A 25,895-nucleotide genomic window follows, 5' to 3' on the forward strand; every position below is an offset into this window, starting at 1 on the left:
GTGGTCCCAAATACTGGCAGGCACCGAGGCACCGGGAGACGACGCTCTGTACTCCCTGACTGGCGACACTGTTTCCAACTCGGCCATTGTTGCTGTGGGTACGGGCCGGAATCTTGCCTTGCTGTCCAGCACGTCGCAGTGGAGCCGTTGAGGAACCCGGTCGATCCGGCTGTGACGCGCTCATCATTGCGAGGGCCGGTGTAGGTGTAGTTCGTGGCGCTCTTCCATCAACCGAAGGAACAGCGGTTCGCGCACAACTACCTCATCCGCCTGGATGATCACACCATGCCCGGCCCTGCAAGGAGCTCGCCCAGTAGACCTGCTGGAAAGCCACCGGCGCTCAGTCCTGATGGCGGCCTTGGAGCAGACGCTGGGGAGGGTTGCGGGCTAGCTGTACTGAGTCAGGACGTTGGTTACATCGTGAATAGGTGAAGACCTCTTAGGTTGGTGGTTACCACACACAGCCAACGACTAAGAGGTCTTCATGTCCCACCGTAATGCCCGCCTGACTCCAAACGGTAGGCGCATCCTCGTCGAGCGCGTCCTTGCCGGCCGGCCCGTAGCCCATGTCGCGAAGGAAATGGGCGTCTCGCGGACCTGCGCCCACCGCTGGATCAGCCGGTACAAAATCCAGGGCTGGGACGGGCTTGAGGACCGCAGCTCCCGTCCGAGGTCCTGCCCGCACGCCACCCCGCCGGAAGTCGTTGCCGATGTCCTAACTCAACGCGTGGAACACCGCGAGGGCCCGATGGACTTGGCCCTGCGCTGCGGCACCAGCGCCCGGACTGTCTCACGCATTTTGGCCCGCGCCGGGATGCCCAGGCTGTGGGACCTGGACCCCGTGACCGGGGAACGGATTCGGGCTTCACGGGCCACCGACCGCCGCTACGAACGCGACACTCCGGGCGACATGATCCATATCGACGTGAAGAAGCTCGGCAGGATCCCAGATGGCGGCGGATGGCGGGCGGACCCGAAACAGTCCGCCCGCAACCATGCCACCGGCCACGAAAGGGTCGGTTTCGATTACGTACACGTGGCCGTTGATGACCACTCCCGTTTCGCCTACGCCGAGGTCCTGCCCGACGAGAAAGGCCCAACCTGCGCCGGGTTCCTCACCCGGGCCGCGGCAGCTATGGCAGCCCACGGTGCACCGGTCAAACGCGTCATGACTGACAACGCCTTCGCCTATCGGCTCTCCCGCGATTTCCAGAACGCACTCGCTGCACTGGGCGCCAAACACATCCTGATCAAGCCCCGCCATCCCTGGCAGAACGGTAAAGCAGAACGCTTCAACCGCACCCTGCAAGAAGGCTGGGCCTACCGGCAACCCTTCACCTCAAATCAAGCACGCACCGACGCCCTGCAGCCATGGCTAAACTTCTACAACAACCACCGGCCCCACGGCAGCCTCGGAGGCAAACCACCCATCAGCAGGTGCAACCAACCTACTGGCTGAGTACAGCTAGCACGCTGCTGAAGAAGAGAAGCCCAGGGATCGCTCCGGACAAGTTCATATCTGGTCTAGCGGCCAACTTGCGACGACCAGACAGAAGCCCCGAGTTCCTTTGAAATTGTCCACGCCGCATCGCGAAGTTCACGGACGATGGTCTCGCTTGCCGGCCACTCGTTGGCGGGGATCACTACCGACAACACGGCAATGACGTTCCCGCTGTCACCGTAGACGGGGGCCGCGATGGAAGCCTCGCCGATCACTGCTTCCTCGTACTCCAGCCCGAGCGCATTTTTCCGCACTTCCTCAAGCTGCGAACGCAGGACTGCAGGGTCGGTGATCGTGTCGCCGGTGAATTCGACCAGCGGCTTGCTGAGCACGTCATGTTCGAGCTCGGGGTTGTAGGCGAGCAGAACTTTCCCGAGGGCAGAGGCGTGGGCGGGCAGGTTGAGTCCGGTTTCCGGCATTTGCTCGGTGCCGTCGGGGCGGCGGTCGTGGTGAATGATCAAAACCTCGTCGAGAAGGTTCACACCCAACCGGCTCGCGTAGCCGGTCTTCCGCGATAGCTCATGCATCCACCGCATCGCGCGGGAGCGAACATCCAGCGTGTCGAGGTAGACGCTGGAGAGTTTTAGCAGCGCCGGACCAAGAGCGTAACGGTTCCCTGAGCTCTCCTGGGCGACAAGACCGTGCGCCTGCAGGGACTTCACGAGTCCATGGACCGTGGAAGGCGGAAGCTCCAGCGCCGCCGCCAGTTCGGAGATTCCCAGGCGTCTGGCGCCTTGGAGGAGCCCGAGGATCTTCGCCGCGCGGTCAATTGACTGGATCACAGCCCCCACTCTCCCATCATCGGTTGGCTTATCCGTCCGACATGTCAATTTAGCCCCTTGACAATCAGGGAACCTAAACGGCATGATTCGATAATACCGAATAAGAGTCGGCAATGTCGAATCCTACTCTTCAGCTAATTTCATCCACCGTTCAAAGGAGAACTTTCGTCATGGACGACAACCGCATGTGGCAGCGCCTCGCTGCAGAGTTCCTGGGGACCGCGTTCCTCGTATTCGTCGGAGTAGGATCCGTCCCCGCCCTGGCTATCGCCCGCGGCGACCAGCCGTTCACCGGTTCGGAGCTGGGCTTCATCTCCCTGTCGTTTGGTGCAGTCGTCATTGGCACCGTCTACGTCTTTGGCTACATCTCGGGAAACCACATCAACCCCGCAGTGACCGTGGCCCTTGCAGCAACAGGGAAGTTCCCGTGGCGCGACGTGCCGGGATACCTCGGAGCCCAGGTACTGGGCGCCGTTGCCGGCTCCTTCGCGATCATCGCAGTGCTCGGCCAGAAGGCCAGTGAGTTGGGCCTCGGAGTGGCGGCCTACGGTGACATCCCCATCTGGCAGGCGTTCACTGCTGAGTTCATCGGCACGTTCATCCTGGTCTTCACAGTGTTCGGCGTGATCCACCGCAAGGCCGCACCCGGCTTCGCAGGCATCGTCATCGGCTTCATCGTCTTCGCCGCAATCATCCCGGTCGCTCCTGTCACCGGAGCCTCAATCAACCCCGCCAGGACGACCGGGCCGATGCTCGTACAGTCCCTGATGGGCGGAACCGTTCACTGGGAACAGTGGCCCGTGTACGTTATTGCTGAACTTGCCGCGGGCGTTGCCGCCGCACTGTTGTTCGGACTCATCTCACGAACCCAGGCTGACCGCACCTCGCTCACCGAAGCGCTGACGGAACAGGAGTCCCGGGCATGAACAAGCTGATCAACTCCCCGCAGACGCTGCTTGCAGACGCACTGCGCGGTGTCGCCGCCGCCCACCGTGAATTGTCAGTGGACTTCGAAAACCGCATCGTCTTCAGCACCGCATCACGGGAGGGACGTGTCGCGCTGGTCTCCGGCGGCGGCTCGGGCCACGAACCCCTGCACAGCGGGTTCGTCGGCGCCGGAATGCTGGACGCAGCCTGCGCCGGTGAAATCTTCACCTCACCGACTCCGGACCAGATCCTCGCCGCAGCGACCCGGGTGGACACCGGCTCCGGAGTGCTCTTCGTCGTCAAAAACTACACCGGCGACCTGCTCAACTTTGAAATGGCAGCAGAACTCGCCCAGGAGCAGGGAATCGAAATTGCCACAGTCATCGTCGCCGATGACGTCGCGGTGGAGGACTCCACCTGGACAGCAGGCCGGCGCGGTGTCGGCACCACGCTGATCCTGGAAAAGGTCGCCGGCGCAGCAGCTGCCCGCGGCTGGTCCCTGGAAAAGGTACACGGGCTCGCCGAACGGGTCGCCCACGCGGGACGTTCCATGGGCGCAGCACTCACCAGCTGCACCGTTCCTGCCGTCGGCAGGCCCAGCTTCGACCTCCCCGAGGGCGAAATGGAACTCGGCGTCGGTATCCACGGCGAACCCGGACGCAAACGTGTCCCGGTGATGTCGGCCGCAGAACTGTCCAACGCGTTGGTCGAGTCGATCACCACCGACTATAACTTCGGCGGCAAACCGGTCATCGCTTTGCTGACCGGTCTCGGGGGAACCCCGCTGATCGAGCTCTACGCAATGTTCGCCGAGGTCTCCGACCGCCTCAACGAGCGCAATATTAAGGTAGCGCGCTCGTTGGTCGGAGATTACGTCACCAGTCTCGACATGGCCGGCTGCTCCCTGACCTTGGTCGCGGCAGACGACGAAATTCTCGATCTCTGGGACGCACCGGTGAACACCCCCGCGCTCCGCTGGAAGGATTGACATGTCAGACTCACTCACGATGGACGCGATCCAGCAGTGGCTGCATCGCTTCGCGTTGGAGATCACCACACAGGCGGACTGGCTGACCGAGCTGGATTCGGCGATTGGAGATGCCGACCACGGGACCAACATGGTCCGCGGCACAGGCGCAGTGGTCGCCAAACTCAACGGCGGGGCGACAGGCACCGTACAGGAGTTGCTCAAGGCCGTCGGAATGACCCTGGTTTCCAGTGTGGGCGGAGCCAGCGGATCACTGTATGGCACCTTCTTCCTTGAAATGGGCCGAAACAGTCCTTCGGGCGAGCAACTGAACGCCTCCGAACTGGAGAAAGCATTGCGTGCCGGTGTGGACGGCGTCGTCGCCCGCGGCCACGCGGCAGTTGGCGACAAGACGATGGTTGATGCCCTCGAACCGGCCGTCACGGCACTGTACCAATCCCTGGCCAACGGTCTGCGACTGCATGATTCAGTTGCGGCTGCCGCCGCAGCGGCGACGACCGGCCGGGACTCCACCGAACCACTCGTTGCACGCAAGGGCCGGGCGTCCTATCTCGGTGAACGCAGCGCCGGACACATCGATCCGGGAGCCGCCTCCTCGGCGATCCTGGTTGCTGCGCTGGCTGCCACCGTCGGGGAAGGAACTGCCCAGTGATCGGCATCGTCCTCGTCTCACACAGCGAAGCGCTGGCCAACGCGGCAATGGACCTGGCACTGCAAATGGTTCACGGCGCCCGGCCGCCCATCCGTATCGCGGCCGGTGCTGCCGGTGGATTCGGTACTGACGCAACAGCAATCGCGTCAGCCATCGATGACCTCGCCAAAACGGACGGCGTGCTCGTGATCACCGACCTGGGATCAGCGATCCTCAGCTCGTCCCTGGCCCTGGAGATCCGCAGCAGCACCCACCAGGTCGTGATCAGCGACGGACCCTTCGTCGAAGCAACGACAGCTGCCGTAGTCGGCGCCGCCGCAGGCGGTTCACTGGCCGACATTGCCGCTGACGCGAGCAACGCCCTGGCCGCAAAGAAGTCACAGGACGCCACCGGCCAGGCCGCTTCATCCGCCGAACACACCGACCCGGGAAGCCCCGTCGTCAGCGCAGAGGAACGCCTGATCAATCCGATGGGCCTCCACACCCGCCCGGCGTCGCTGCTCGTGCAGATGGCCGGAGAGTTCAGCTCCGACATCGAACTGACAAACACCTCCTCCGGACGGGGGCCAGTGAACGCGTCCAGTGTGATCGGACTGCTGTCCCTCGGCGCCTGCAAGAACGACCGGATCCGGATCGAGGCCAGCGGCCCCGATGCCCCGCAGGCCGTGAACGCAGTGAAGGAACTCGTCCTCCAAGGATTCGGCGAGCTTTCGTAGCCTCCTTCCCGACCGCTTTTCTTCCCCCCTCTTTCCCACTCCCCTATCAGCAGAAATCGGAGTATTCTCATGCCCACAGCCGTGCGTCGACACATCATCAACAACCCTCACCGCGTCATCGACGAAGCCCTGGACGGATTCGCCCTGACGTATCCGGAGCTGGTGACGTTCAACAACGAACACAACCTCATCTCCCGCAAGATCCTGACCCCCGGCAAGGTCGGGCTTGTCTCCGGCGGAGGCTCGGGCCACGAGCCGCTGCACGCCGGATTCGTCGGAAGCGGCATGCTCGACGTCGCCGTCTGCGGCGCCGTGTTTGCCAGCCCCACAGCAGACCAGGTGCACGAAGGCACCAAACTCGCCAACACCGGAGCAGGTGTCGTGCAGATCGTCAAGAACTACACCGGCGATGTCCTCAACTTCCAGATCGCTGCTTCACTGGCCGATGACGACGGGGTCCCTGTCGAGCAGGTCCTGGTTGACGACGACCTCGCATCAGACAATGGCAGCGACGGTCCCGGACGCCGCGGCACTGCCGCCGTCGTCACCGTCGAAAAGGTATGCGGCGCCCTCGCCGAGCGGGGTGCCGACGTCTCCACGATCGTCACACGCGGCCGCGACGTCGTAGCCCGTTCACGCAGCCTGGCGATCGCCCTGGACGCGGGCGCCCATCCCGGTGAGTCCACGTCAGCGTTTGAGCTGGAACCGCACGAGGTCGAATTCGGGGTGGGTATCCACGGCGAACGCGGCACCGGCCGCATCGCCTATGCACCCGCCGATGACCTGATCGAACAGCTCGTCACCCCTTTGGTGAACAGTCTGCAGGTCAAGCGCGGCCAGTCGGTGATTGCCATCGTGAACGGCCTCGGCGGAGCCTACCCGCTCGAGCTGTCCATTGCTGCCCGCCACGTACACAACCTGCTCAACGGTCGCGGCATCAGCGTCGCCCGGTCACTGGCCGGCACGTACGTGTCTTCCCTGAACATGCACGGCCTCTCCGTCACCCTGACCGTGGCCGACGAAGAACTGGTCAGCCTGTGGGACGACTCCGTCCGCACAGCGGCCCTCACTTGGTAACAAACACAACGAATAAAGGAAATGCCATGACCAACCTCATCGACGGCACCGCTGCCCTGACGTGGATCACCTCGTTCAGCGAACGATTCGACTCGACTCAGGCCTACCTGACAGAGCTGGACCGGCTCGCCGGTGATGGCGACTTCGGCGCCAACATCTCCTCCGCCCTGGAACGCACCAGGGCAGGCTTGCCATCCAGCACTGACGCGACCTTCACCACCGTGTTCCAGGCCGCAAGCCGTGGTTTCATGGCCACCGGAGGCACCAGCGGTCCGCTGTTCGGGATGTGGTTCCGCGACATCGCCAAGAGCACCAGGAACGACACAGCATCCGTCGCTGACGTTGCCCAAGGCATCACCGCAGGCCTTGGGACCATCCAGAAACTCGGCGGCGCCAAAGTCGGTGACAACACGATGATCGACGCGCTGGCACCGGCATCTGTTGCCCTCACGGCGTCTGCAGAGCGCGGCAGCACCCTGGGCGAAGCGCTCCTGGAAGCAGCCCTGGCCGCCCGGGTCGGCGCCGAGTCCACCGCCGGTCTCATCGCCGCACGCGGCAGGGCTACCTACGTCGGGGAACTCGCGCGCGGTGTCCTCGATCCCGGCGCTGTCACCATCGCGCTGTTCTTTGAGGCCGGCGCTGACACTGTCGGCGCAGCCCGGGCCTGGCAGCCGTTGGGCGCCACGGCCTAGTGGGGTCGACGGCGATCACGCAGCCCACCGGTAGTTCTGACACGGATCGGCTGCGGCACCTTTGGGCCGGCGGCAGCTCACGCCTGGGCCGGAACATCGCACTGGAGCTCGTCCACGCCACGGAAGCGGCGGCGATCGCCGCGGAGCCATGGATCGGCGGCGGCGATAAGAATGCTGCCGACGCTGCAGCGGTTGATGCACTGCGCGCTTATCTCTCGACTGTCGATATCGCCGGAAGGATTGTCATCGGCGAAGGAGAGAAGGACGCGGCACCGATGCTGTACAACGGCGAACTGGTCGGCACGGGGCAGGGGCCCCGCGTCGATATCGCAGTGGATCCCATAGACGGAACCAGTCTCGCCGCGGCCGGGCTGCCCAATGCGCTGTGCGTGATCGCCGTCTCCGGCCGCGATACTATGCTCGACGCCTCCGCGACGTTCTATATGGACAAGATCGTCACGGACGGCGCCGGGTACGGTGTGGTCAATCTCGACAAATCCCCTGCCGATAACATCCGGGCCCTGGCGGAAGCAAAACGTAAACCAGTAGGGCAGCTGCAGGTTGCTGTCCTAGACCGTCCCCGCCACGGGTCCCTGATCAAGGAGATCCGGGCCAGCGGGGCCATCACCCTGCTGATTCCCGACGGCGACGTTGCGGCCGGCATCAATGCCGCACGCGATGACTCCCCCATCGACATGGCGATCGGAGTCGGCGGAAGTCCCGAAGGGATACTGACGGCATGCGCCGTAAAAGCTCTCGGCGGTTACATGCAGGTACGTCTGCACCCCTTCGATGCTGAGTACGCCGAACCCGCGGACAGCGCCTCCCGCATCTGGGAGGCGGATGACCTGGTTCGGGGAACCAACGCCTTGTTCATTGCGACGGGCCTGACCGACGGTGACCTGCTGAGGGGTGTGCAACGCAACGGGAACACGATCCGCACCGAAAGCCTGATCCTCAGCAGCGCAACGGGAACGATGCGCAGGCTGCAGTCCGACCACTTCACTGAAAGGTATCCGGCATGACCTGGAGGAACCACGGCCGTATCGGGTTGGGGCTGGCCGCCATTGGCCGCCCGGCCTACATTACCGCTGGCCGCAGCGGGGACCTGGGAGATGAATCACAACGGACACGAGCGTACCTGCAGGACCGGGCGCACCGGCTGCTCGATGCAGCTTGGGATGCCGGCGTGCGGTACTTCGATGCAGCCAGATCCTACGGGCACGCCGAAAAGTACCTTGGATCTTGGTTGGCTAGCCACCCCGGGCGGCGCAGGGACCTCGTCATCGGGTCTAAATGGGGTTACGAGTACGTCGGTAACTGGAAGATGGACGCCGAAGTGCATGAACGCAAGGAGCATTCCATTGCCATGTTCGAGCGGCAGTGGCCCCAGACTGTGCAGGCACTGGGGAGCACGCCCGACTTCTACCTGATTCACTCGGTAACCCCGGACAGCCCGGCTCTGACGGACACCCACCTGCTGGAGCGGCTCCGGCAACTCGCCAGCACGGGGATCCGTGTCGGGCTCTCCACCAGCGGACCGGCCCAAGGCGAAGTCATTGACTATGCCGTGGCTGTGCCGGATTCACCGTTCACAGTCGTCCAGGCAACATGGAACGTACTGGAGCAGTCGGCGGCGCCCGCGCTGGAACAGGCCCACGCTGCGGGATGGTTGGTGGTCGTCAAAGAAGCACTTGCCAATGGTCGCCTCACAGACCGCGGAGCGATTGACGAGGTGATCGGGCTTGCAAGGCGGGATCACCAGACCACGGACGCGTATGCGATCGGTGCCGCCCTTGCTCAGCCATGGGCAGACGTCGTCCTCAGTGGCGCCGTCACCACCCAGCAATTGCAGGGGAATCTTGCCGCCAGGGCCCCCCGGACCCTGACCCCGGACGTGCGCGAGTTGACTACCGAACCCGTCGGATACTGGGCCGGCCGGGCATCTCTGGCCTGGGCCTGAGAAAGCAACAATGGACCTCACTTATTGCTCTGCCAGTGCCATAAGGAAGGTGGCCGGCGACGAGGAACGACGCCTACGGGCCTGAAGGTGTGTCCTAGCTCTTCTTCTGCCTGGCCCGGCCGCTACCGTGGGCGAGGTGCCATTCATGCGGCAGTAGGCGACGATTAACTTCGCTGACGCTGCTGGTCCGCCTGGCAGCGACGGATGCTGTGTGCTCGGTGTATCGCCATTCATCAGCTAATCGGGCAGCTCTCCTGCGGCGATCCATTCCGCGGTGCGGCGGAATGCCTCAGCGATGTAGTCCTCGACGTCGCACCCGCATTCTGCTGAAGCCTGGGTCACAGCGCCGGGATCATGCTCTGTCCGTCCATTCAGGGCTGCCTCACCGGCCGGATTTCCGACCCCTCGATGCCCGTAATTCGACGAGCGTTAGGCGGCCCGTGGTGGTGCCAACGCCGGGATGTGCGCCGGCGTGTAGGTGGTGCCGTCGCGGAGCATGGCCCAGAGGACGTTTAACCGACGCCGGGCAAGTGAGAGCATCGCTTGGATGTGAGATTTCCCTTCCGCCCGTTTTCGGTCGTAGTAGCCTCGCGAGGCGGAGCATGACTTCAAGGCTGAGAGACCAGAGAGGTAGAAGACGCGCAGGAGCCGTCGATCGTAGCGTCTGGGTCTGTGGTGGTTGCCGCTGACCCTTCCCGAGTCCCGGGGTGCCGGGGCGAGGCCGACCACACCGGCGAACCGGTCGGCAGACTGGAAGACAGTGAGGTCCCCGCCGGTTGCACCGAGGAATTCGGCAGCGAGGACTGGTCCGAATCCGGGCATGCTCAACAGCACCTCGGTGTGCTGGTGCGCGGTGACTTTCTCGGAGATCAATGCATCGAGTTCGGACAGTTCCTCGTTCAAGGTGAGAATTTCGCGGGCGAGTGCGGCGACGATCGCCTCGCCCATGTGTTGGGCGGGAACCGTGGTGTGTTGGGATTTTGCAGCCTCGACTGCTGCCTCGGCGACGGCTGCCGAGGACCTGGCTCCCTGCTTCTTCAGCCAGGCGTGGATCCTGGCCTGTCCGGTTCGCCGGATTCCGTCTGGAGTGCGGTGTTTTGTCAGCAGGGTTAGGGCGGCTTTGGAACGGCTGTAGTCGAAGGCCCGTTCCAACGCGGGGAAGTATTCGAGCAGTTGGGCCTGCAGACGGTTGATCGCCCGGACCCGATCCGCGGATATGTCGGCCCGCCTCGCGGTGAGGATCCGCAGCCCTGTGCTGATCTCATCTCCCGCGCGTAGGGGTTGCAGGTCAGTCCGCATCCGGGCCTGGTCGGCGATTACCGCGGCGTCTTTCGCGTCTGTTTTGCCTTCGCCTCGGTAAATCTTGGAAGCGTGGTGCACTGTGCGGCCGGGAATGTAGAGGATGTTCTGGCCGTGACCGACGAGCAGGGCAATGAGCAGCGCCGGTCCCCCATGGTTCAGGTCGGTCGCCCAAACCACGTCGTCCCCACCTGCGAGCTCAAGTACATTTGCCGTGAGCTGCAGCAGGGCTGGTTCATCGTTGGGGACCCGTTGGGAGAGCAGACGGTTACCGTCGCCGTCGATAACAACGCAGTGATGATGGGCTTTGCCGGCGTCGATGCCGGCCCAGAGTTGCACCAAGAACAGCCTCCAGTCTGTTGGATGGGGTTAGAGCCCAGCAGATAACCGCGCCGTCGTGTCCTTATCCGGCGATCATGTCGCGTCTCTCAATCAGCGGTCGGGTCATCGCGGGGTGGCGGGCGGCCAATCCTTCGAAGCCGTCACGAGATCGCCCGGCACAGCAACCAAAGCCATACCCACCTCCCCTGGGTAGCCACGACCCTACAACGGCCGCGGAACTGAGCCCGGTAACAACATAAGGACAGCAGCCAAAAAACGGTAATACTGGAACAGTCCTTGAGCCGGCGTGACCCAGCCAAAAACTGACGTACCAGGCGGCACTGTCTTCCCGACGATCTGTCCCCCGGCTCAAGGTCCGTTAAAAGGGGTGTCGAGCCAGGCGGACATGACCTCATAGGAGCCTGATACGACCAGTCCCATTACCGTTTTGTCTGCCCACCTGGCCCGCGCCCGATCAGTATCGAACTCGACTGAGGGGGCAATTTCCATCTTGGCAAGCGAACCAACTAAAGTCATCGCGGGCATCGACACCCACGCCGACACACACCATGTGGCCGTGATCAACGAACACGGCAAACCCATCGCGGACAAGGAATTCCTGGCCGTGGGATCCGGATACCGGAAAATTATCGACTTCATCACCTCCTACGGCACAGTCGTGGCCATCGGTGTCGAAGGAACCGGATCGTACGGTGCCGAGCTAGCCCGAACACTTCGGGGTGAAGGGCTCACTGTGCTGGAGGTAAACCGGCCGAACCGGGCCGCACGACGGCTCAAGGGGAAGTCCGACCCGTTGGACGCCTACCAGGCCGCCAAGTCCGTGCTCGAGGGGCGGACGAAGGCGATCCCAAAGGCCAAGGATGGGCCCGTTGAATGCCTGCGGATCGTGCGTTCCGGGCGGGCGTCAGCCATCAAGGCCCGAACCGCGGCCATCAACCAGATCAAGGCGCTCCTCGTTTCGGCCCCGGACAAGATCCGGGCGAAATACCGGGCGCTGGCCACCTCCGCGCTGATTACTGCCCTACAACGCACGAGACCTTCCGGGCACATGGCTGACCCCGAGTACGTAACGCTTATGACGCTCAAGGCGTTGGCAGCACGCTGCCAAGCACTGGGAGCAGAAATCGAGGCTGCTGACGCGGTGCTCAAGGAAATCCTAGATAGCTATGCTCCGATGCTTTGTGATCTCCCAGGAGTAGGGACCGAGGTAGCCAGTCAGCTGTTGATCACTTTCGGCGACAACCCGGACCGCCTGGGCAACGAGGCCCAGTTCGCTTCGCTCGTCGGGGTCGCCCCGGTACCAGCCTCATCCGGCAAGACAACCCGACACCGGCTCAGTAGAGGCGGCGACCGCAGCGCCAATAACGCCTTGCATCAGGTGGTCCTGGTGCGCATGGGTTCGTGTCAACGGACCAAGGATTACGTGGCTAAACGCACGTCCGAGGGCAAGAGCAAACGCGAAATCATGCGCTGCCTCAAGCGTTACGCAGCCCGGGAAATCTACCGCCAGATCACCAACCCCCGGCCTGCACCAGATAACTCCGACCTCCGCCGGATGCGGACCGAACTCGGGATCACTATCACGACTGTGGCCGGCGAACTCGGCCAGTGGGTTTCCATCCTCTCGCGTCTGGAACGCGGGCACATCCGTAACGACGACTTGGCGGCAACCTACCGACAATGGCTCACGGACCAGTGCCAAGTACAACGCTTCACACGTCCCCTGACATCAGCTGCCAAGACGTGTGCTTTACCAGAGGCCGTAAGCCAGCCTGTATGAGCTTTCTCTGCTGCATTTCGCTATCCGTTGGGGCTTCGCCTGCCGCCACGCGAGCAGCTCCTCGCTGGCGCCTGGGCCCCAAGCAGAGAAGCACCCACCTACTCCTTTGAGTAATTGGGTGCTTCCGGGTTGGCTAGTTCCGCCTACGGGAGCATCCTTAGGGGGACGGTCATTCAGTCGGTTTCCGGAAGCGAGCAGAATAGGCACCTATCGTCGCATCCTCCGGGGTTGGGGCTCGGGACAGCTCCCCCTTGGGGACCAAAGCTGAAAGCTGACTGGTCAACAGGCGGTGGTTCGTGCATCGGAGCCACCTTCCGCGGCGGTGAATCAGAAGTGTGTTGCTTCGCCCAGGTCACGGGACGACCGTCGAAGGGTGGCATTAGGTCCCCTTCAGCGATGAAACGCGGTCGGCCGGAACCCTGTACGACCCACCACCCGGTCGTGGGGCAGTGTTCCCCGGTCTGCGGCCCGGTGGGGGTGGCCTCCCCGATGGCTTGGACGGTGTGTTGAAGTCTCATTATTGTTTGCCTTTTCGTTAACCGGTGGCGGCAGCAGGTCCGAGCCGGGGTGAGCGGCGTTTGGTTTTTGGGGTGTCGGAGTCGGTTAGCCGCCCTGCGGCCTCGGTGAGTAAGTCCTGTCGAGCTCCGATGGGGCGGACGTATCCCCGCTGGGAAGGCCGGATCCCTGCGGTGTCCAGAGCCAACAGTTGCAGGGCGTGTTCGAAGGCAATGCGGTTGCAGTCCAGTACCGGAACATCCGGGTGGTTTAGGACGCTCTCATAGCCATGAGCGGAGAAGATTGGAGCGAGGTAGCCGCAACCTACGACAATCGCGTCCGCCCCGTCCCGGACTGCTTCTTCCGCCGCTTTGTCGAAGCGATGAATCAGGTCGGCTGGATCGTTGATGGCTCGTAATACATCTTCGTGGGTTGATTCGGGGTCATAGGATCGGACCGGCCGATCCGCCAGGAATCCGCTGGCGCCCAGACGGACGAGGTCGTCGGTGAAGATTGGTGCGAGGGAGGGTGCTACGGTCACGACGACTGCCCGCTTGGCGAGGCTTCCAACTGCACGGGTACTGGCATCTGGCAGGCTGGTGACCGGGATTCCGAGCGCGGATCGAACAGCTTCTGTTGGAGCGCCCCAGCAACCGATGACTACGGCGTCGGATTCCATCTGCATTTTGAGGCTGCTGGCGAGAATCGCTGCGTCGTTCATGAGCCTGTTCGCAGGCGCTCGGATGCCGCCCGCGGCCACCGAGACGTGTCGTAGCTGCGTCTTTGCGCGCCCTGCGGCGAGGACTTCTACCTGCTGTGCGAGGAATTCCCACAGCTCGTTGAGTTCGGGATCGCCGTGTGTGGATTCGAGCCAAGTTATCGTCTTCATCAGGCGAAGCCCTTGGCAAGCCGGCGTTCTACCCAGACGGAGGTCCATGTCGACGGTACGGCGATGACCGCAAAGACGAGTCCCGTGATCGCGTAGATCTGTAAGTACTGGAAGGTGATGGAACTGCTCTGGTAGGCCTTGCTCATCAACTCGCTCACTGAGATGGAGTAGGCCAGGGACGTGCCTTGGAATGACTGGATGGCCAGGCCCATGAGGGCCGGTATAGACGAGCGAAGACCCTGGGGAAGGATGATGCGGGTGAAGGTCGATGTTTGTGGGAGCCCGAGGGCCATGGCGGCTTCGTTCTGCCCACGGTGGACCGATTGGATGCCCGCACGCAGCATCTCGGATGAGTATGCAGCAACGGTGAAAGTGAGGCCGGCGGCAGCGGCAGCGAAGTTGTCGAAGAGCAGGCCAATGGATGGCAGACCGTAGTAGACGACGTAGAGAACGACGAGCGAGGGGATGCCTCTTCCGACTTCTACGATGATGAGCGTGGGCCATTTCAGCCAGGGCAGCTGGGATGAGACGCCAAGGGCGAGGAGCATGCCGGCCGCATAGCCGAAGGTCACCGAAATGGCAGTCAGCTGGAGGCTGACGAGCAGTCCTTGGCCCAGCTGGGGCAGGTATTGAACGAAGTCCATCAGTTGTTCCTCCGGAGACGGGAGTCGAGCCGCCGGGCGACGATCGCGAGCGGGACGCTCACGACGACGTACACGCCTGCAGCGATGAAGAACGGTGTAAGTCCAGCAGTACCGGGGTTCTGGCGCGAGAACGTGGTTGCCGAGAACACCATTTCGGTCACGCCGATGGTCGACGCGATTGACGAATCCTTTAGGAGGGCCAGCAGAAAAGTGGTGATCGACGGCAGCGAGGTGCGTAGTGCTTGGGGTGCGAGCACACGGATGAAGGTGGTGGCTGGACTAAGACCCAGCGCGTGGGATGCCTCAATCTGGCCACGGGCGAGTGTTGCGAAGCCGCCACGGTAGATCTCAGCGAGATAGGCGCTCGAGACGATCCCGAGCCCGGCGATGGCGGCCGATAGCGAGGTGAGCCGCAGGTGACCCAAGGTCACGCCGAAGTAGAGCAGAAACAGCCACACAATGGTGGGCACCCCGCGTATGAGGTCCACGATCAGGCGAAAAACAGCGCGTATCGGGGGGTAGTTAGAACGCAGCCCGAGCATGAGGGGAATGGCCATAATCGCACCGATTCCAAAGGAGGAAACCGTCACGAGCAACGTCATGGGTAGTCCTAGGAGGACGATGGCGATGACTTCCACGTCAGCGTTCCAGGACGGCGCTAAGGAAGCGGCGGGTACGCTCCTGGACGGGATTGGCCATGATCTCAGCGGGGCGGCCCTCTTCGATGATGTGCGCATCCGCCATGACCACGAGGTGGTCAGAAACGTCGCGTGCGAACTGCATCTCGTGAGTGACCACGATCATGGTCATTCCGCCAGCGGCGAGTTCCCGCATGACGGCCAGGACTTCGAGGCCGACCTCAGGATCGAGGGCGCTGGTCGGTTCATCGAAGAGCATCGCCCGGGGGTTCAGCGCCAGCGCCCGGACAATGGCGATGCGCTGTTGCTGACCGCCCGAGCATCGGTCAGGGTGATGTTGTGCCTTTTCCCGGAGCCCCACGCGGTCCAGGAGGGTCAGGGCGCGTTCTTCGGCTTCCTCTCGGCTGCGTCCAAGGATCTTTTCCTGCGGAAAGGCTATGTTGCGAAGAACGCTCATGTGGGGGAACAGGTTGAAGGACTGGAAGACCATTCCGACTTGACGGCGGAGGTCAAGGAGGGCGCGGTCGCTGACCTTAGTGCCTGCCTCGACGGTAGTTGTCCCAACCGTGATTGTGCCCTCGTCGGGGATTTCAAGCAGGTTGATGCAGCGCAGCAGTGTGCTTTTTCCCGATCCGGAGGGACCGATCAGTGCTGTGACGCTGCCTGGCTTGACGTTAATGGAGATGTTGTCGAGAACCTGGTTGTCGCCGTATTTCTTGGAGAGGTTGGTGATCGTCACGCCTGCGGACGTGACCTGTTGTGATTCCGTAATCAGCTGTTGGGACACGGACGGAACTCCTTGGGTACGAGCCGGGCGCCGAGGGGGCGGCGCCCGGCTCAGGGGTCAACGGATGGAGGTTGCTGCCTTGTCTGCGGGCACAAGGAGGTCGGCCGGGAGATCGTATTTGGTCAGGAGGGAGGTGAGGGTCCCGTCCGTGCGGTATGAGTCGATCAGGGCGCTGAAGGCGTTGGAGAGCGCGGTGTTCTCCTTTGCGACGGGGAAGGCGATCGTCGGCTGCGATGTCGTGATCGCTACCCGGTCATCCGTCTTGGCGGGCTCTACCTTGAAGTCGGTCCCCTTATACGCGGCGACGGCGACGGCGTACCCGTCGAGTGAGGCCTGCAGGCGCCCGTTCACCAGGTCCTGTTTCATTTCGACGGTGCCCGGGTATTGCTTGAGGTTCCCGTCCAGGACCTTAGTCATGTCCTCGTTCCAGGAGAATCCGGTGCCGGTGCCGACTGTCCCGATGGATTGGAGGTCGGATACGGTTGAGGCGCCTGTCTTGGAGACGATGCCCATGGTGTCGTAGAAGGTTGGTGTCGTGTAGCCGACCTGCTTAGCGCGGGCCTCGGTGACGTACCATCCGCCGGTGCTGATGTCGGTCCGCTTTTGCTCGCTGATCATCGGGATGCCGTTGGCGTAGGTGATGGGAACGTAAGCGACATTGAGGCATTCTGCTGCGGCAAGCTTCGTCACAAGGTCGATTTCCAGGCCCGAGGCGCTGGTCCCCTCGGTCTTCGTGTGGGGCGGGTTCTCGGGAACACCAACGGTCAGCGTGCCCGGGGTGTACGTCGTTAGTCCTTTATCCTTCGGGGTGCAATCGGATGAGACGGAGGACGTAGCTGACGTTGCCGACTCGCAGCCCGAAAGGGCGACGGACGCGGCGATGACGCCGAGGAAGGCAATGGTGCGGAACGTGCGGGTCGTCGGGGGGTGCATCATGGCGGGGTGCTTCCTTTGCTTGGGGGCGGTGCTTCTGGAAAAAGTGCCATCGGGCCACTCGCGCGGCGGAGCGGTCGACTGGGAGATTCAGAACCGAATGCCGGAGAGGTCTTCAGGCCGGACGGGCTCTGTGGCGAAGCGGGACGTCGCCGGTGAGGCGGCAACTGTGACGGAGAGATTGTTCGCTTTCTTCTCCCCGAAGCGTTTCCCTGCGTTGGTCACCAAGTACATCAACGGGGATATCCACGAGCAATATGGAGTATCTTGTGGAAGACCAAGGATTTTCCTATAGATGGGCCGCTGCATGCCTCTCCCAACGATCAGGCAGCTCGAGTACTTCGTCACTGCCGCGCGCCTGCGGACCTTCGCCGCCGCAGCCGAAGTTCACCACATCGCCCAACCGAGCCTCTCCGAGCAGATCGCAGCACTCGAACGGACCCTAGAGGTCGCCCTGTTCACCCGCACTGCCCGGAAACTGATCCTGACCGACGCAGGCCAGGACCTGCTGCCTCTTGCCGAAAGGGCGATTGCCGACGTCGTAGCGATGGCCGAGATGAGCAGGCGAGTCCGTTCCCTCGAGGAGGGGACGGTGTCCTTCGGCACGTTCAGCAGCGCCCATCTGTACCTCCTGAGCGAGCTGATCGAAGAGTTTCGGATTAAACACCCGGGAGTTCGGATCCGGGTGACCGGCTTGAACTCATCGGAGGTCGCAGACGCTGTGCGCGAGGGCAATCTCGAAGCAGGACTCGTCCAGCTCCCGATTGACAGCCGCGAACTCGTGGTGACGCAATCCGTGTTCGTGGACCAGGTGGTCTACGTCTCGCGACGAGCGGAACATACCCGCGAGCCGGTGGACATAACCACACTCGCCCAGCGCCCGCTGATCCTCTCCGAATCCCGATGGTCTCATGATGATCCGCTGCGCGTCTCACTCCTGGAGCGTGCCCAGTCGGCGGGCATGACTCTCGATCCCATCGTGGAGGTCGAATTCCAGACCCACGCACTTGAGCTCGCGGCCCGGGGGGTCGGAGACTCGCTCGTATCCTTCCACGTGGGACGCTCGCTGATAGCCGAGCAAGGACTCTTCTGGGCCCCGTTGGAGCCCCCCGTAACCGAGCATTACGCATTCATTACCCGCCGGGCCGGCGCGGTCTCCCCCGCTACCGCCGAATTCATGCGATTGGCGCGGCGCATCCTCGCCCGGCTGCAGATGGCCCGGACCCGGCCCACCAGCCCCGCCTCCGACTGATCGCACCGATCCCGCGGACAGGGACCGGCTCGCGGCGGAGCCCGAGCACCCCCGAGTTCAGGCCTCGCCCCCGCCCCTAGGAAAAACCTATGGCTGGCCCTCGCAGATGGCCGTAGACGGGCTTTTCAGCCCGCTCAATACTGGATTATCAGCAGTTCCCAAGTGACCTGTTGCACAACGAGCCAAGTCCAGACTAAGGAATTTTCTATGATGCCTGCTTCGAGCATGGGAATCGCGATCGTCACGGGTGCCGCGAGCGGCATGGGCCGGTCGGCTTCGGAGGCCCTGGTCAAGGAGGGCTGGGACGTCCTGGCCCTCGACCGGGTGGCAACCGAGTTCGAGGTCGCAGGAGAGACGATTCGAACGGTCGAGGTGGACGTCACCAATCGTGACCAGGTCCGGGACGCCATAGCAAAACATGTCGCTGCCACATCGAAAGAAGTCGGCCTCCTGGCAAACGTTGCCGGTATCTACCCGCCCAGCACCTTGGCCGATTTCACCGAGGACCTCTACCGCAGGATATTCGATGTCAACGTGCTGGGCATCCTGAATACGACCGCGGAGGCCGTGGCCCATATGCCCAATGGAGGGGCTGTCGTCAACTTCGCTTCCGTCGACGCGTTCACTGTCTCTCCCGGCCAGCTTCTCTACGGCGCTTCCAAGGCAGCCGTCGTCATGCTGACCAAGGAGTTGGCCCTGGAACTGGCACCCAGGAGGATCCGCGTCAACGCGATCGCGCCAGGATGGGTCAACACACCCGGCAACGCGGCCACCGGCCGCATGGAAGCCACGTCCGCCGGTATCCCGCTGGGCCGTGTGGCCGAGCCCGAGGAAATCGCCCGATGGGTGGCGATCCTGGCAAGCCCTGACGCGTCCTTCATGACCGGGGAGACCATCGTCCTCTCCGGCGGCGACGTCCTCCGCTGACCACCCCGCGCATCACATCATCCAAAGGAACAACGAACACTATGAGCACCTACTGCGTGATCGGCGCCGGCGCAGCCGGCCTGTCCGCCCTCGACGTCCTGACCCAGCGCGGCTTCGACGTGGACTGCTACGAGAAGAGTGACCGCGTCGGTGGGCACTGGAACACCGACTACGACGCCCTGCACCTGATCACTTCACGCAATCAGACAATCTTCGAGGATTTCCCGATGCCCGGGGACTATCCACACTTCCCGCGGCGCGACCAGATCCGCGACTACATCGCATCCTTCGCAAAGGCGAGAGGGCACGACAAGCGGATCATGTTCAACACCGAAGTCCTGTCCGTCACCCCGGTTAAAACCGATGGCCCAGTGGGCTCAGCAGGGTGGAACGTGACCACATCCAAGGGCGCGGGAATCTACGATGGGGTGCTGATCGCCCCCGGGCACCTGTGGCATCCCAAGATTCCCTCGGTGTCCGGCACCTTCGCCGGAAAGCAGATCCACTCAAGCGCCTACAAGAACGTCGGCGACATCCAAGGGACGCGGGTGCTGGTCGTCGGCGCCGGCAACTCGGGCTGCGACCTCGCCGTCGACGTCGCACAACACCGGCTCGAAGCCGACGTCCTCATCCGGCACGGAGCATACTTCCAGCCGAAAATGTACTTCGGCCGCCCGCGCGCTGAACTGGACTTCATGGCCGAGTTCTCCCCCTCTGAGCAGGACCTCATTGCACGGCTGCTCGCCCGCGTCTCGATCGGCCAGAACACCGACTACCCCGGGCTCCCGGTACCCCAGCACCGCGCCCTCGCCGACGGTCCTGCCGTGGTGAATGACCTGCTGCTGTACTGGATCCACCACGGCCGCGTTGGGGTGATCGGCCAAGGCATTGAGCGTTTCGACGGGCACACGGTGCATTTCTCGGACGGTTCCTCCAAGGACTATGACACGATCCTGTGGGCCACAGGCTTCCACTCCAGCCTGCCTTTCCTCGATGACGCACTTGTCCCACGGCGCAAGGGCAATCCGCTGCGCTACGCCGCGGGCATCATCCCGCAAGGACTCGAGAAGCTCTACTACATAGGTATGACCGCACCCCGCGGCCCCCAGATCCCGGTCTACGGCGTCCAAGCCAAAATCGTCGCGCGGATGATCTCGATGCACGAAAACGCCCGGGACGGCGACGCAGGAATCGCCGCCTACCTGCGGCGGCTCCAGGAAGCGGATGACCGAATCGACATCCCCCGCGACATCTGGAATGACCAGATCACCGACACCGGGCGGTTGCTCGACGCATTCGCGGCCACGGCCCCGGCGGACCCGGCGAAGCTCGCGAAGTGAAGCATCCTGTCCGACCCGACGAATCTCTTCAAATCCCCTGACCAAACCCAAGGACCCCCAATGAGCAGCACCCATCTCATCGACGACAGCCCGCTCACGAAATATCACAAACGACTGATCGCGGCCTGCTCGGGCGGCCCGTTCCTGGACGGCTTCCTGCTAAGCATCATCGGTGTTGCACTGACCGGGGCCAACTCCGACCTCGCTCTGGACCCTGCAAGCATCGGCATCGCTGGTGCCGTGTCCCTCGTCGGGCTCTTCGTCGGCAGCCTGGTCTTTGGCCCCGTAACAGACCGTATCGGTCGGCGTGTGATGTACACGGCCGACCTGCTGGTGATGATCATTGCATCGGTGGCATGCCTCTGGATCGATGCGGGCTGGCAGCTCATCGCCTTGCGCTTCATTGTCGGTCTCGCGGTCGGCGCGGACTACCCCATCGCCACCTCACTGCTCACCGAATGGATGCCCAAAAAGTACCGGGGGGCCATGATCGGGCTGCTGTCGGTGGTCTGGCTTCTGGGTGCCGTCGTCGCGTACCTTGTCGGGTTCGCGTTCACCAGCGCCCTCGGCGCCGGCTCCTGGCGGTGGATGCTCGCCAGTGGCGCCGTGTTCGGCGTCATCGTCATGCTGCTCCGCATGGGGGCGCACGAATCCCCCAGATGGCTCATCACCAAGGGACGTACCGAAGAGGCGCGCAAGGACATTTCGTCGGTTCTCGGCCGCGAAGTTACGACCGAGGAAATCACCGACATGGTGGCTCAGGAAGAGCCGCAGCGCCCTGCCAGGTTCACTAATCTGCTTCGCGGCATGAACCTGCGCCGGATCCTCTTCTGCGGACTGACCTGGATGTGCTTCGCCATCCCGCAGTTCGCCCTGTTCACCTATGGCCCGATCATCCTCTCGCACCTGGGCTTCGGCGACGACACCGCCGGGGCGACGCTTGGACAGATCATCCTCAACCTGGGGTTCCTCCTTGGATCCTTCCCGGGCATGAAATGGGTGGAGAGCCGTGGCAGGCGTCCACTGATCCTCGGAAGCTTCCTCTTCGGGGCCCTCGCCCTCGTTCCGCTGGGCATCTGGCCCGACGCTCCCGGCTGGTTCGTGATGGCGTTTTTCTTCCTCTTCGCGGTCATCAACGGGGCCGGCAACATCCTGGTGTTCATCTACCCGAACGAGTTGTTCCCCACTCAGCTGCGGGCCAGCGCCGTGGGCCTGGCCACTGCGGTGAGCCGCATCGGCGCAGCCATTGGCACCTACCTGGTCCCGGTCTCGCTCAGCGGCCTCGGTACCGGACCGACCATGCTCATCGGCGCCGGGCTGACAGCACTGGGCTTCGTGATCAGCCTCTTCTGGGCCGAGGAAACCCGCAACCGCAACCTCGCCTCCGCAGCGCAGTCCCCGGCCGAAGGTCACAAAACATCCCCCTCCCAGGCTAAGGCGACCGGCACGGTAGCGCTTTAGCCACGCTGCGCCCGTCAAAGGCATTCGACGCAAGAAGAAGGAATGAAGCAAACATGACCATCACGGATACCCGCCTGAATACCACGGCATCCCCGTATGTCGCGGACCTGGCCGAGACCGTTCGGCGACGCAGCCCGGCAGAAGCAGTGTTTCATCAGGCAGTCGACGAAGTGCTGTCCAACCTTGAACCGGCCCTGGTACGGCATCCAGAGTACGTCGAGGCCCGCATCCTCGACCGACTCGTCGAACCGGAACGCCAAATCATGTTCCGTGTCCCGTGGGTCGATGACGCCGGTATCGTGCAGGTCAACCGCGGATACCGTGTCGAATTCAACAGCGCTCTGGGGCCCTTCAAGGGGGGACTCCGGTTCCACCCGACCGTCGATCTCGGTGTCATCCGTTTCCTGGGATTCGAGCAGATCTTCAAGAACGCGCTGACAGGACAAGGCATCGGCGCCGGCAAAGGCGGCAGCGATTTCAACCCCGCGGGGCGCAGCGACGCCGAGGTCATGCGGTTCTGCCAGTCCTTCATCACCGAACTGCACCGCCACCTCGGTGAACACACCGACATACCGGCCGGAGACATCGGCGTCGGCGTCCGCGAACTCGGGTACATGTTCGGCCAGTACAAGCGCATCGTTAACCGCTTCGAGGCAGGCGTCCTCACGGGCAAAGGCATCGGGTGGGCCGGATCGCACACCAGGACCGAAGCGACCGGCTACGGCGCCGTCTACTTCCTGCGGGACATGCTCGCGACTCGGAGCCGGACGCTCGAAGGACGCAGAGCAGTCGTGTCCGGCTCAGGAAACGTCGCCATCTACGCCATCGAGAAGGCCCAGATGCTCGGCGCAACCGTAATCGCCTGCTCCGATTCCGGCGGTTACATTCTCGATGAGGCCGGCATTGATGTCGCCCTGCTCAAGCAGGTCAAGGAAGTGCAGAGGGCCCGGCTCTCCGCATACACAGCCGAACGGCCCTCAGCGAAGTACGTGGCCGGAGGATCAGTCTTCGATCTGCCCTGCGATGTGGCGCTCCCCTGCGCGACGCAGAACGAACTCGGAGAACAGCACGCGGCCGAACTCATCCGCAACGGTGTCCAGGCCGTCGCTGAAGGCGCCAACATGCCCTGCACCGCTGGTGCTGTTGCCTTGTTCCGAGATGCCGGAGTCCTGTTTGGTCCCGGCAAGGCTGCCAACGCCGGCGGTGTAGCCACTTCGGCATTGGAGATGCAACAGAACGCGGCGAGGGCGTCATGGAGCCGCGGGGAGACCGAAGCCCGCCTCGAAAGCATCATGCGGCACATCCATGACCACGTCCGGGCCACCGCTGCGACCTACACGGGCGACCCCGATAATTACGTGGCCGGCGCATCAATCGGTGGATTCATCCGTGTCGCCGACGCAATGCTCGCCCAAGGAATCGTCTAAGACTCACACAAGTAGGTTCCGTTGCCGACGTGGTGACGATGACCCCGCACAGCTTCAACCGAAAGGGAAACATGCCGACCGACCCATCTCTCATTGATCCATCCCCGCGGCGCCTCGTCGATCGCGTGGCTCTCATCACCGGCGCCGCACGGGGTCAGGGAGCAGCCCATGCCCTTCGGCTGGCAAACGAAGGTGCGACGGTCTATCTCGCAGATGTCCTCGACGAAGACGGGCAGAAGACCGCGGAAGAACTCCGGGCCAAAGGCTTCGACGCCACGTACCTTCATCTCGACGTCTCAAGCCCGGATGACTGGCATCGCGCCTACGAGGTGATCGATACGAGGTTCGGGCGACTGGACATTCTCGTCAACAACGCCGGCATCGTCCGTGTGACGAAGCTGGCGGAAGAATCACTCGAAACATGGAACCGCATCCTCAGCGTGAACCTTACTGGCCCGTTCCTCGGCATCCAGACAATGATCCCCCTCCTTCGAGCGGGCACCCGCAGCTCGATAGTGAACACCTCCTCAATCTTTGGGCCGTCCGGAGCCATCGGGTACGCCTCGTATGCGTCGAGCAAAGCTGGGCTCCTCGGGCTCACCCGGACCGCCGCCCTCGAACTTGCTTCGGATGGGATCAGAGTGAATGCACTGGTGCCGGGCGGTGTGAACACCCCCATCAACGCCGCCGAACCGGAAGGCGGCGTGGTGCCGGAGACACCCCTCGGTCGGCGAGCGGACCCTGCCGAGCTCGCCGCGGCTGTTGCTTATCTCGTTAGCGACGACGCAAGCTTCGTCACGGGAACGGAACTCGTCGTCGATGGCGGATTCCTGGCGAGATGAACCCGTCAGAGTGGCGAGTGGCATTACCGCAAAAGGAGCGGCAATCGGGCCTCGGTAGTGGCCGTCCGCAAAGCCAACCATGTCCGGCATCATGTCGTCCTGGTCCATATGGCATCTTGCCAACCGAAAGGGCGGACGGACAGCAAAAGCAACCGGGAACTCGTCCGCTGCCTCAATTGCGCGCCCCAGCCCGGAAATCTACCGGCAAGATGATTGGGATGGTTGACAGCAGCTCAAAACACAATTTGACGCCTATAGGAGCATCGTCGTAGACACACCAGGTTCAGGGGGTCCGGAGCTCTGCGACGGCACGCCCTGGACCCAACAGTCGGCCGCGCCAGCGGACGCCCATCACCTGGTTGAAGCGCAGCGAAAACCAGTGCGAGCCCGCCGCCCAGCCGCAGAGTGCCCGCCGTCTGTCCGGCTTTGGTGAACGGCACTCGGCGCCGGTCCTGTCCACGGTTGGGGGCAATTCGGGTTATCCACGGCTGGATTTTCGGGAGCCATGGGGAAGCTCCCATCGGCAGTCGTAGCGGTGGATAACCCGGACGGAATTGTCCCCGGCTGTGGGCAGCGGCCCTCACCCACCCCAGGCAACGACGGGCTGCATCCTGCATCGGATGCAATTGGGTGGTCTTTCTTGCTCTGTCGTAGCCACGGTCTACACTGAAGTAATCGAACATATATTCGAATAAAGGTGTGTTGTGGGCGTTATTATCGGTCCCCGCGTGATAGATGCGGGCGCCTCGTTGTTGTCAGTGCTGATTGCCCCGGTTCCCGTCGCCGCAGGGTTTCCTTCGCCGGCGCAGGACTTACTTCGATGGCCGGATCGACCTGAACGCCCACCTGATCAAGGACATCACCAGCACGTTCGTGGTCCGCGTGACAGGAGACTCCATGGAGCGCGCGGGCATCAGCGACGGTGATGAGCTGATCGTCAACAGGGCACTGGAGCCCCGGGACGGCTCGGTGGTGATTGCCGTGCTGGACGGGGAGCTGACGGTGAAGCGCCTGCGCCTTACCGCCACAGGCGTGGTGCTGCAGGCGGAGAATCCAAAGTATGCGGACATCAGAGTGCCTGCCCTCTCGGAGTTGACCATCTGGGGCGTGGCCACGAGGTGCCTGCACCATGTCTAATATGCGCTTTTCCGTTAAATGCGAATTTAGCCGCCGCGGCGCGCGCTCTTTTGCCTGGGTGAGTGCTTGCGACTCCCCGTAATCTCGCGGACAAGACTTGCTTGAAGGCCCTGATTCGCATTCAATGCATGAATAGTGCAACGAATGGGAGGGCAAGTGCGGGGTTCGGGTATCCCTATGGGCTCTGCGTCTCTGTATCTCGCTTCAGGTATTTCTTTTCTGGACGAGGAGGGAGCGGTCTTCCAGGGCATGCTGGATGGCTGGGCGATGCAGCAGCGGGGAGGCCGGAATCTGAAGGCGAAGTCCGTGGCCGCCGGCTTGGCTCGAGTCCGGGATTTCCATCGCTTCACCGGCGAGTGGCCGTGGAAGTGGACGACCGGGGACTTTGATGAGTGGATGATGCA

23 protein-coding genes and 2 pseudogenes are annotated in these 25,895 nt (G+C 63.1%); 18 read left to right on the forward strand and 7 right to left on the reverse strand.

Annotation, left to right across the window (positions count from 1 at the left end):
- Nucleotides 1-484 precede the first annotated feature (484 nt).
- Nucleotides 485-1,459 (forward strand): IS481 family transposase, encoded by a 975-nt coding sequence (locus IEX43_RS17780; RefSeq protein WP_188813176.1) that lies wholly within the window; start codon nt 485-487, stop codon nt 1,457-1,459.
- Between the two features lie 65 nt (nt 1,460-1,524).
- On the opposite strand, the gene IEX43_RS17785 is transcribed toward IEX43_RS17780, so the two are convergent.
- Entirely contained in the window at nt 1,525-2,283 is a 759-nt protein-coding gene (locus IEX43_RS17785) for an IclR family transcriptional regulator (protein WP_188813178.1), read from the reverse strand.
- Between the two features lie 170 nt (nt 2,284-2,453).
- Here IEX43_RS17785 and IEX43_RS17790 point away from each other — a divergent pair, with 170 nt between their 5' ends.
- The 8 genes from IEX43_RS17790 to IEX43_RS17825 all read left to right on the forward strand — a co-directional run bounded on the left by IEX43_RS17790 (nt 2,454) and on the right by IEX43_RS17825 (nt 9,298).
- A complete protein-coding gene (locus IEX43_RS17790; protein ID WP_188813180.1) occupies nt 2,454-3,209 on the forward strand; it encodes an MIP/aquaporin family protein in 756 nt (251 codons plus the stop codon).
- Complete coding sequence (dhaK, locus tag IEX43_RS17795) at nt 3,206-4,198, forward strand: dihydroxyacetone kinase subunit DhaK (RefSeq protein ID WP_188813182.1); 993 nt, start codon at nt 3,206-3,208, stop codon at nt 4,196-4,198. The genes IEX43_RS17790 and dhaK overlap by 4 nt, the downstream gene beginning before the upstream one ends.
- A gap of 1 nt (nt 4,199) precedes the next feature.
- Nucleotides 4,200-4,850 (forward strand): dihydroxyacetone kinase subunit DhaL, encoded by a 651-nt coding sequence (gene dhaL, locus IEX43_RS17800; RefSeq protein WP_188813183.1) that lies wholly within the window; start codon nt 4,200-4,202, stop codon nt 4,848-4,850.
- On the forward strand, nt 4,847-5,566 hold the full coding sequence (locus tag IEX43_RS17805) for an HPr family phosphocarrier protein (RefSeq protein ID WP_188813185.1): 720 nt from the start codon (nt 4,847-4,849) through the stop codon (nt 5,564-5,566). Before dhaL (IEX43_RS17800) ends, IEX43_RS17805 begins: the two co-directional genes overlap by 4 nt.
- A 69-nt stretch (nt 5,567-5,635) precedes the next feature.
- Nucleotides 5,636-6,643, forward strand: coding sequence for a dihydroxyacetone kinase subunit DhaK (locus IEX43_RS17810; protein ID WP_229666524.1), 1,008 nt, complete (start codon nt 5,636-5,638; stop codon nt 6,641-6,643).
- Nucleotides 6,644-6,669: 26 nt separating this feature from the next.
- Nucleotides 6,670-7,335 (forward strand): dihydroxyacetone kinase subunit DhaL, encoded by a 666-nt coding sequence (dhaL, locus tag IEX43_RS17815; protein ID WP_188813187.1) that lies wholly within the window; start codon nt 6,670-6,672, stop codon nt 7,333-7,335.
- Nucleotides 7,336-7,385: 50 nt separating this feature from the next.
- Nucleotides 7,386-8,360, forward strand: a complete 975-nt coding sequence (gene glpX, locus IEX43_RS17820; protein WP_188813208.1) for a class II fructose-bisphosphatase — start codon at nt 7,386-7,388, stop codon at nt 8,358-8,360.
- Nucleotides 8,357-9,298, forward strand: a complete 942-nt coding sequence (locus tag IEX43_RS17825) for an aldo/keto reductase (protein ID WP_188813189.1) — start codon at nt 8,357-8,359, stop codon at nt 9,296-9,298. The genes glpX and IEX43_RS17825 overlap by 4 nt, the downstream gene beginning before the upstream one ends.
- A gap of 429 nt (nt 9,299-9,727) precedes the next feature.
- On the opposite strand, the gene IEX43_RS17830 is transcribed toward IEX43_RS17825, so the two are convergent.
- Complete coding sequence (locus IEX43_RS17830) at nt 9,728-10,939, reverse strand: IS110 family RNA-guided transposase (protein ID WP_188813191.1); 1,212 nt, start codon at nt 10,937-10,939, stop codon at nt 9,728-9,730.
- A 490-nt stretch (nt 10,940-11,429) separates the two neighbouring features.
- Between IEX43_RS17830 and IEX43_RS17835 the strand changes: the two genes are divergently transcribed.
- Nucleotides 11,430-12,719: an IS110 family RNA-guided transposase gene (locus IEX43_RS17835; protein WP_229666525.1), complete on the forward strand. Its 1,290-nt coding sequence runs from the start codon at nt 11,430-11,432 to the stop codon at nt 12,717-12,719.
- A 535-nt stretch (nt 12,720-13,254) separates the two neighbouring features.
- On the opposite strand, the gene IEX43_RS17840 is transcribed toward IEX43_RS17835, so the two are convergent.
- From IEX43_RS17840 to IEX43_RS17860, 5 genes are read right to left on the reverse strand one after another with little or no spacing between them, the layout of a single operon-like run.
- The gene (locus tag IEX43_RS17840; protein WP_056388851.1) at nt 13,255-14,103 is read right to left on the reverse strand and encodes an aspartate/glutamate racemase family protein; all 849 of its coding nucleotides are present in this window, start codon (nt 14,101-14,103) and stop codon (nt 13,255-13,257) included.
- Complete coding sequence (locus IEX43_RS17845) at nt 14,103-14,747, reverse strand: amino acid ABC transporter permease (RefSeq protein ID WP_056388849.1); 645 nt, start codon at nt 14,745-14,747, stop codon at nt 14,103-14,105. The genes IEX43_RS17840 and IEX43_RS17845 overlap by 1 nt, the downstream gene beginning before the upstream one ends.
- Nucleotides 14,747-15,385 (reverse strand): amino acid ABC transporter permease, encoded by a 639-nt coding sequence (locus IEX43_RS17850; RefSeq protein ID WP_056388848.1) that lies wholly within the window; start codon nt 15,383-15,385, stop codon nt 14,747-14,749. Before IEX43_RS17850 ends, IEX43_RS17845 begins: the two co-directional genes overlap by 1 nt.
- A gap of 1 nt (nt 15,386) precedes the next feature.
- A complete protein-coding gene (locus IEX43_RS17855) occupies nt 15,387-16,172 on the reverse strand; it encodes an amino acid ABC transporter ATP-binding protein (protein WP_308422253.1) in 786 nt (261 codons plus the stop codon).
- A gap of 57 nt (nt 16,173-16,229) precedes the next feature.
- The gene (locus IEX43_RS17860) at nt 16,230-17,108 is read right to left on the reverse strand and encodes a substrate-binding periplasmic protein (RefSeq protein ID WP_188813193.1); all 879 of its coding nucleotides are present in this window, start codon (nt 17,106-17,108) and stop codon (nt 16,230-16,232) included.
- Nucleotides 17,109-17,412: 304 nt separating this feature from the next.
- Here IEX43_RS17860 and IEX43_RS17865 point away from each other — a divergent pair, with 304 nt between their 5' ends.
- The 8 genes and pseudogenes from IEX43_RS17865 to IEX43_RS20365 all read left to right on the forward strand — a co-directional run.
- Nucleotides 17,413-18,357 carry a LysR family transcriptional regulator gene (locus tag IEX43_RS17865; RefSeq protein ID WP_056388875.1) on the forward strand — a complete coding sequence of 315 codons (945 nt, stop codon included), beginning with the start codon at nt 17,413-17,415 and terminating at the stop codon, nt 18,355-18,357.
- Between the two features lie 207 nt (nt 18,358-18,564).
- Nucleotides 18,565-19,284: an SDR family NAD(P)-dependent oxidoreductase gene (locus IEX43_RS17870; protein WP_056388829.1), complete on the forward strand. Its 720-nt coding sequence runs from the start codon at nt 18,565-18,567 to the stop codon at nt 19,282-19,284.
- 41 nt (nt 19,285-19,325) lie between these two features.
- Nucleotides 19,326-20,624, forward strand: coding sequence for a flavin-containing monooxygenase (locus IEX43_RS17875; protein ID WP_188813195.1), 1,299 nt, complete (start codon nt 19,326-19,328; stop codon nt 20,622-20,624).
- A gap of 60 nt (nt 20,625-20,684) precedes the next feature.
- The gene (locus IEX43_RS17880) at nt 20,685-22,085 is read left to right on the forward strand and encodes an MFS transporter (RefSeq protein WP_188813197.1); all 1,401 of its coding nucleotides are present in this window, start codon (nt 20,685-20,687) and stop codon (nt 22,083-22,085) included.
- A 53-nt stretch (nt 22,086-22,138) separates the two neighbouring features.
- Nucleotides 22,139-23,512 (forward strand): NADP-specific glutamate dehydrogenase, encoded by a 1,374-nt coding sequence (gdhA, locus tag IEX43_RS17885; RefSeq protein WP_056388821.1) that lies wholly within the window; start codon nt 22,139-22,141, stop codon nt 23,510-23,512.
- A gap of 38 nt (nt 23,513-23,550) precedes the next feature.
- A complete protein-coding gene (locus IEX43_RS17890; RefSeq protein ID WP_229666527.1) occupies nt 23,551-24,354 on the forward strand; it encodes an SDR family NAD(P)-dependent oxidoreductase in 804 nt (267 codons plus the stop codon).
- A 704-nt stretch (nt 24,355-25,058) separates the two neighbouring features.
- Nucleotides 25,059-25,491 (forward strand): annotated as a pseudogene (locus IEX43_RS17895) (LexA family protein).
- A gap of 177 nt (nt 25,492-25,668) precedes the next feature.
- A pseudogene (locus tag IEX43_RS20365) lies at nt 25,669-25,895 on the forward strand (tyrosine-type recombinase/integrase); the annotation flags it as partial.

The sequence above is a fragment of the Pseudarthrobacter polychromogenes genome (assembly GCF_014644495.1).
In the GTDB taxonomy this organism is placed as follows: domain Bacteria; phylum Actinomycetota; class Actinomycetes; order Actinomycetales; family Micrococcaceae; genus Arthrobacter; species Arthrobacter polychromogenes.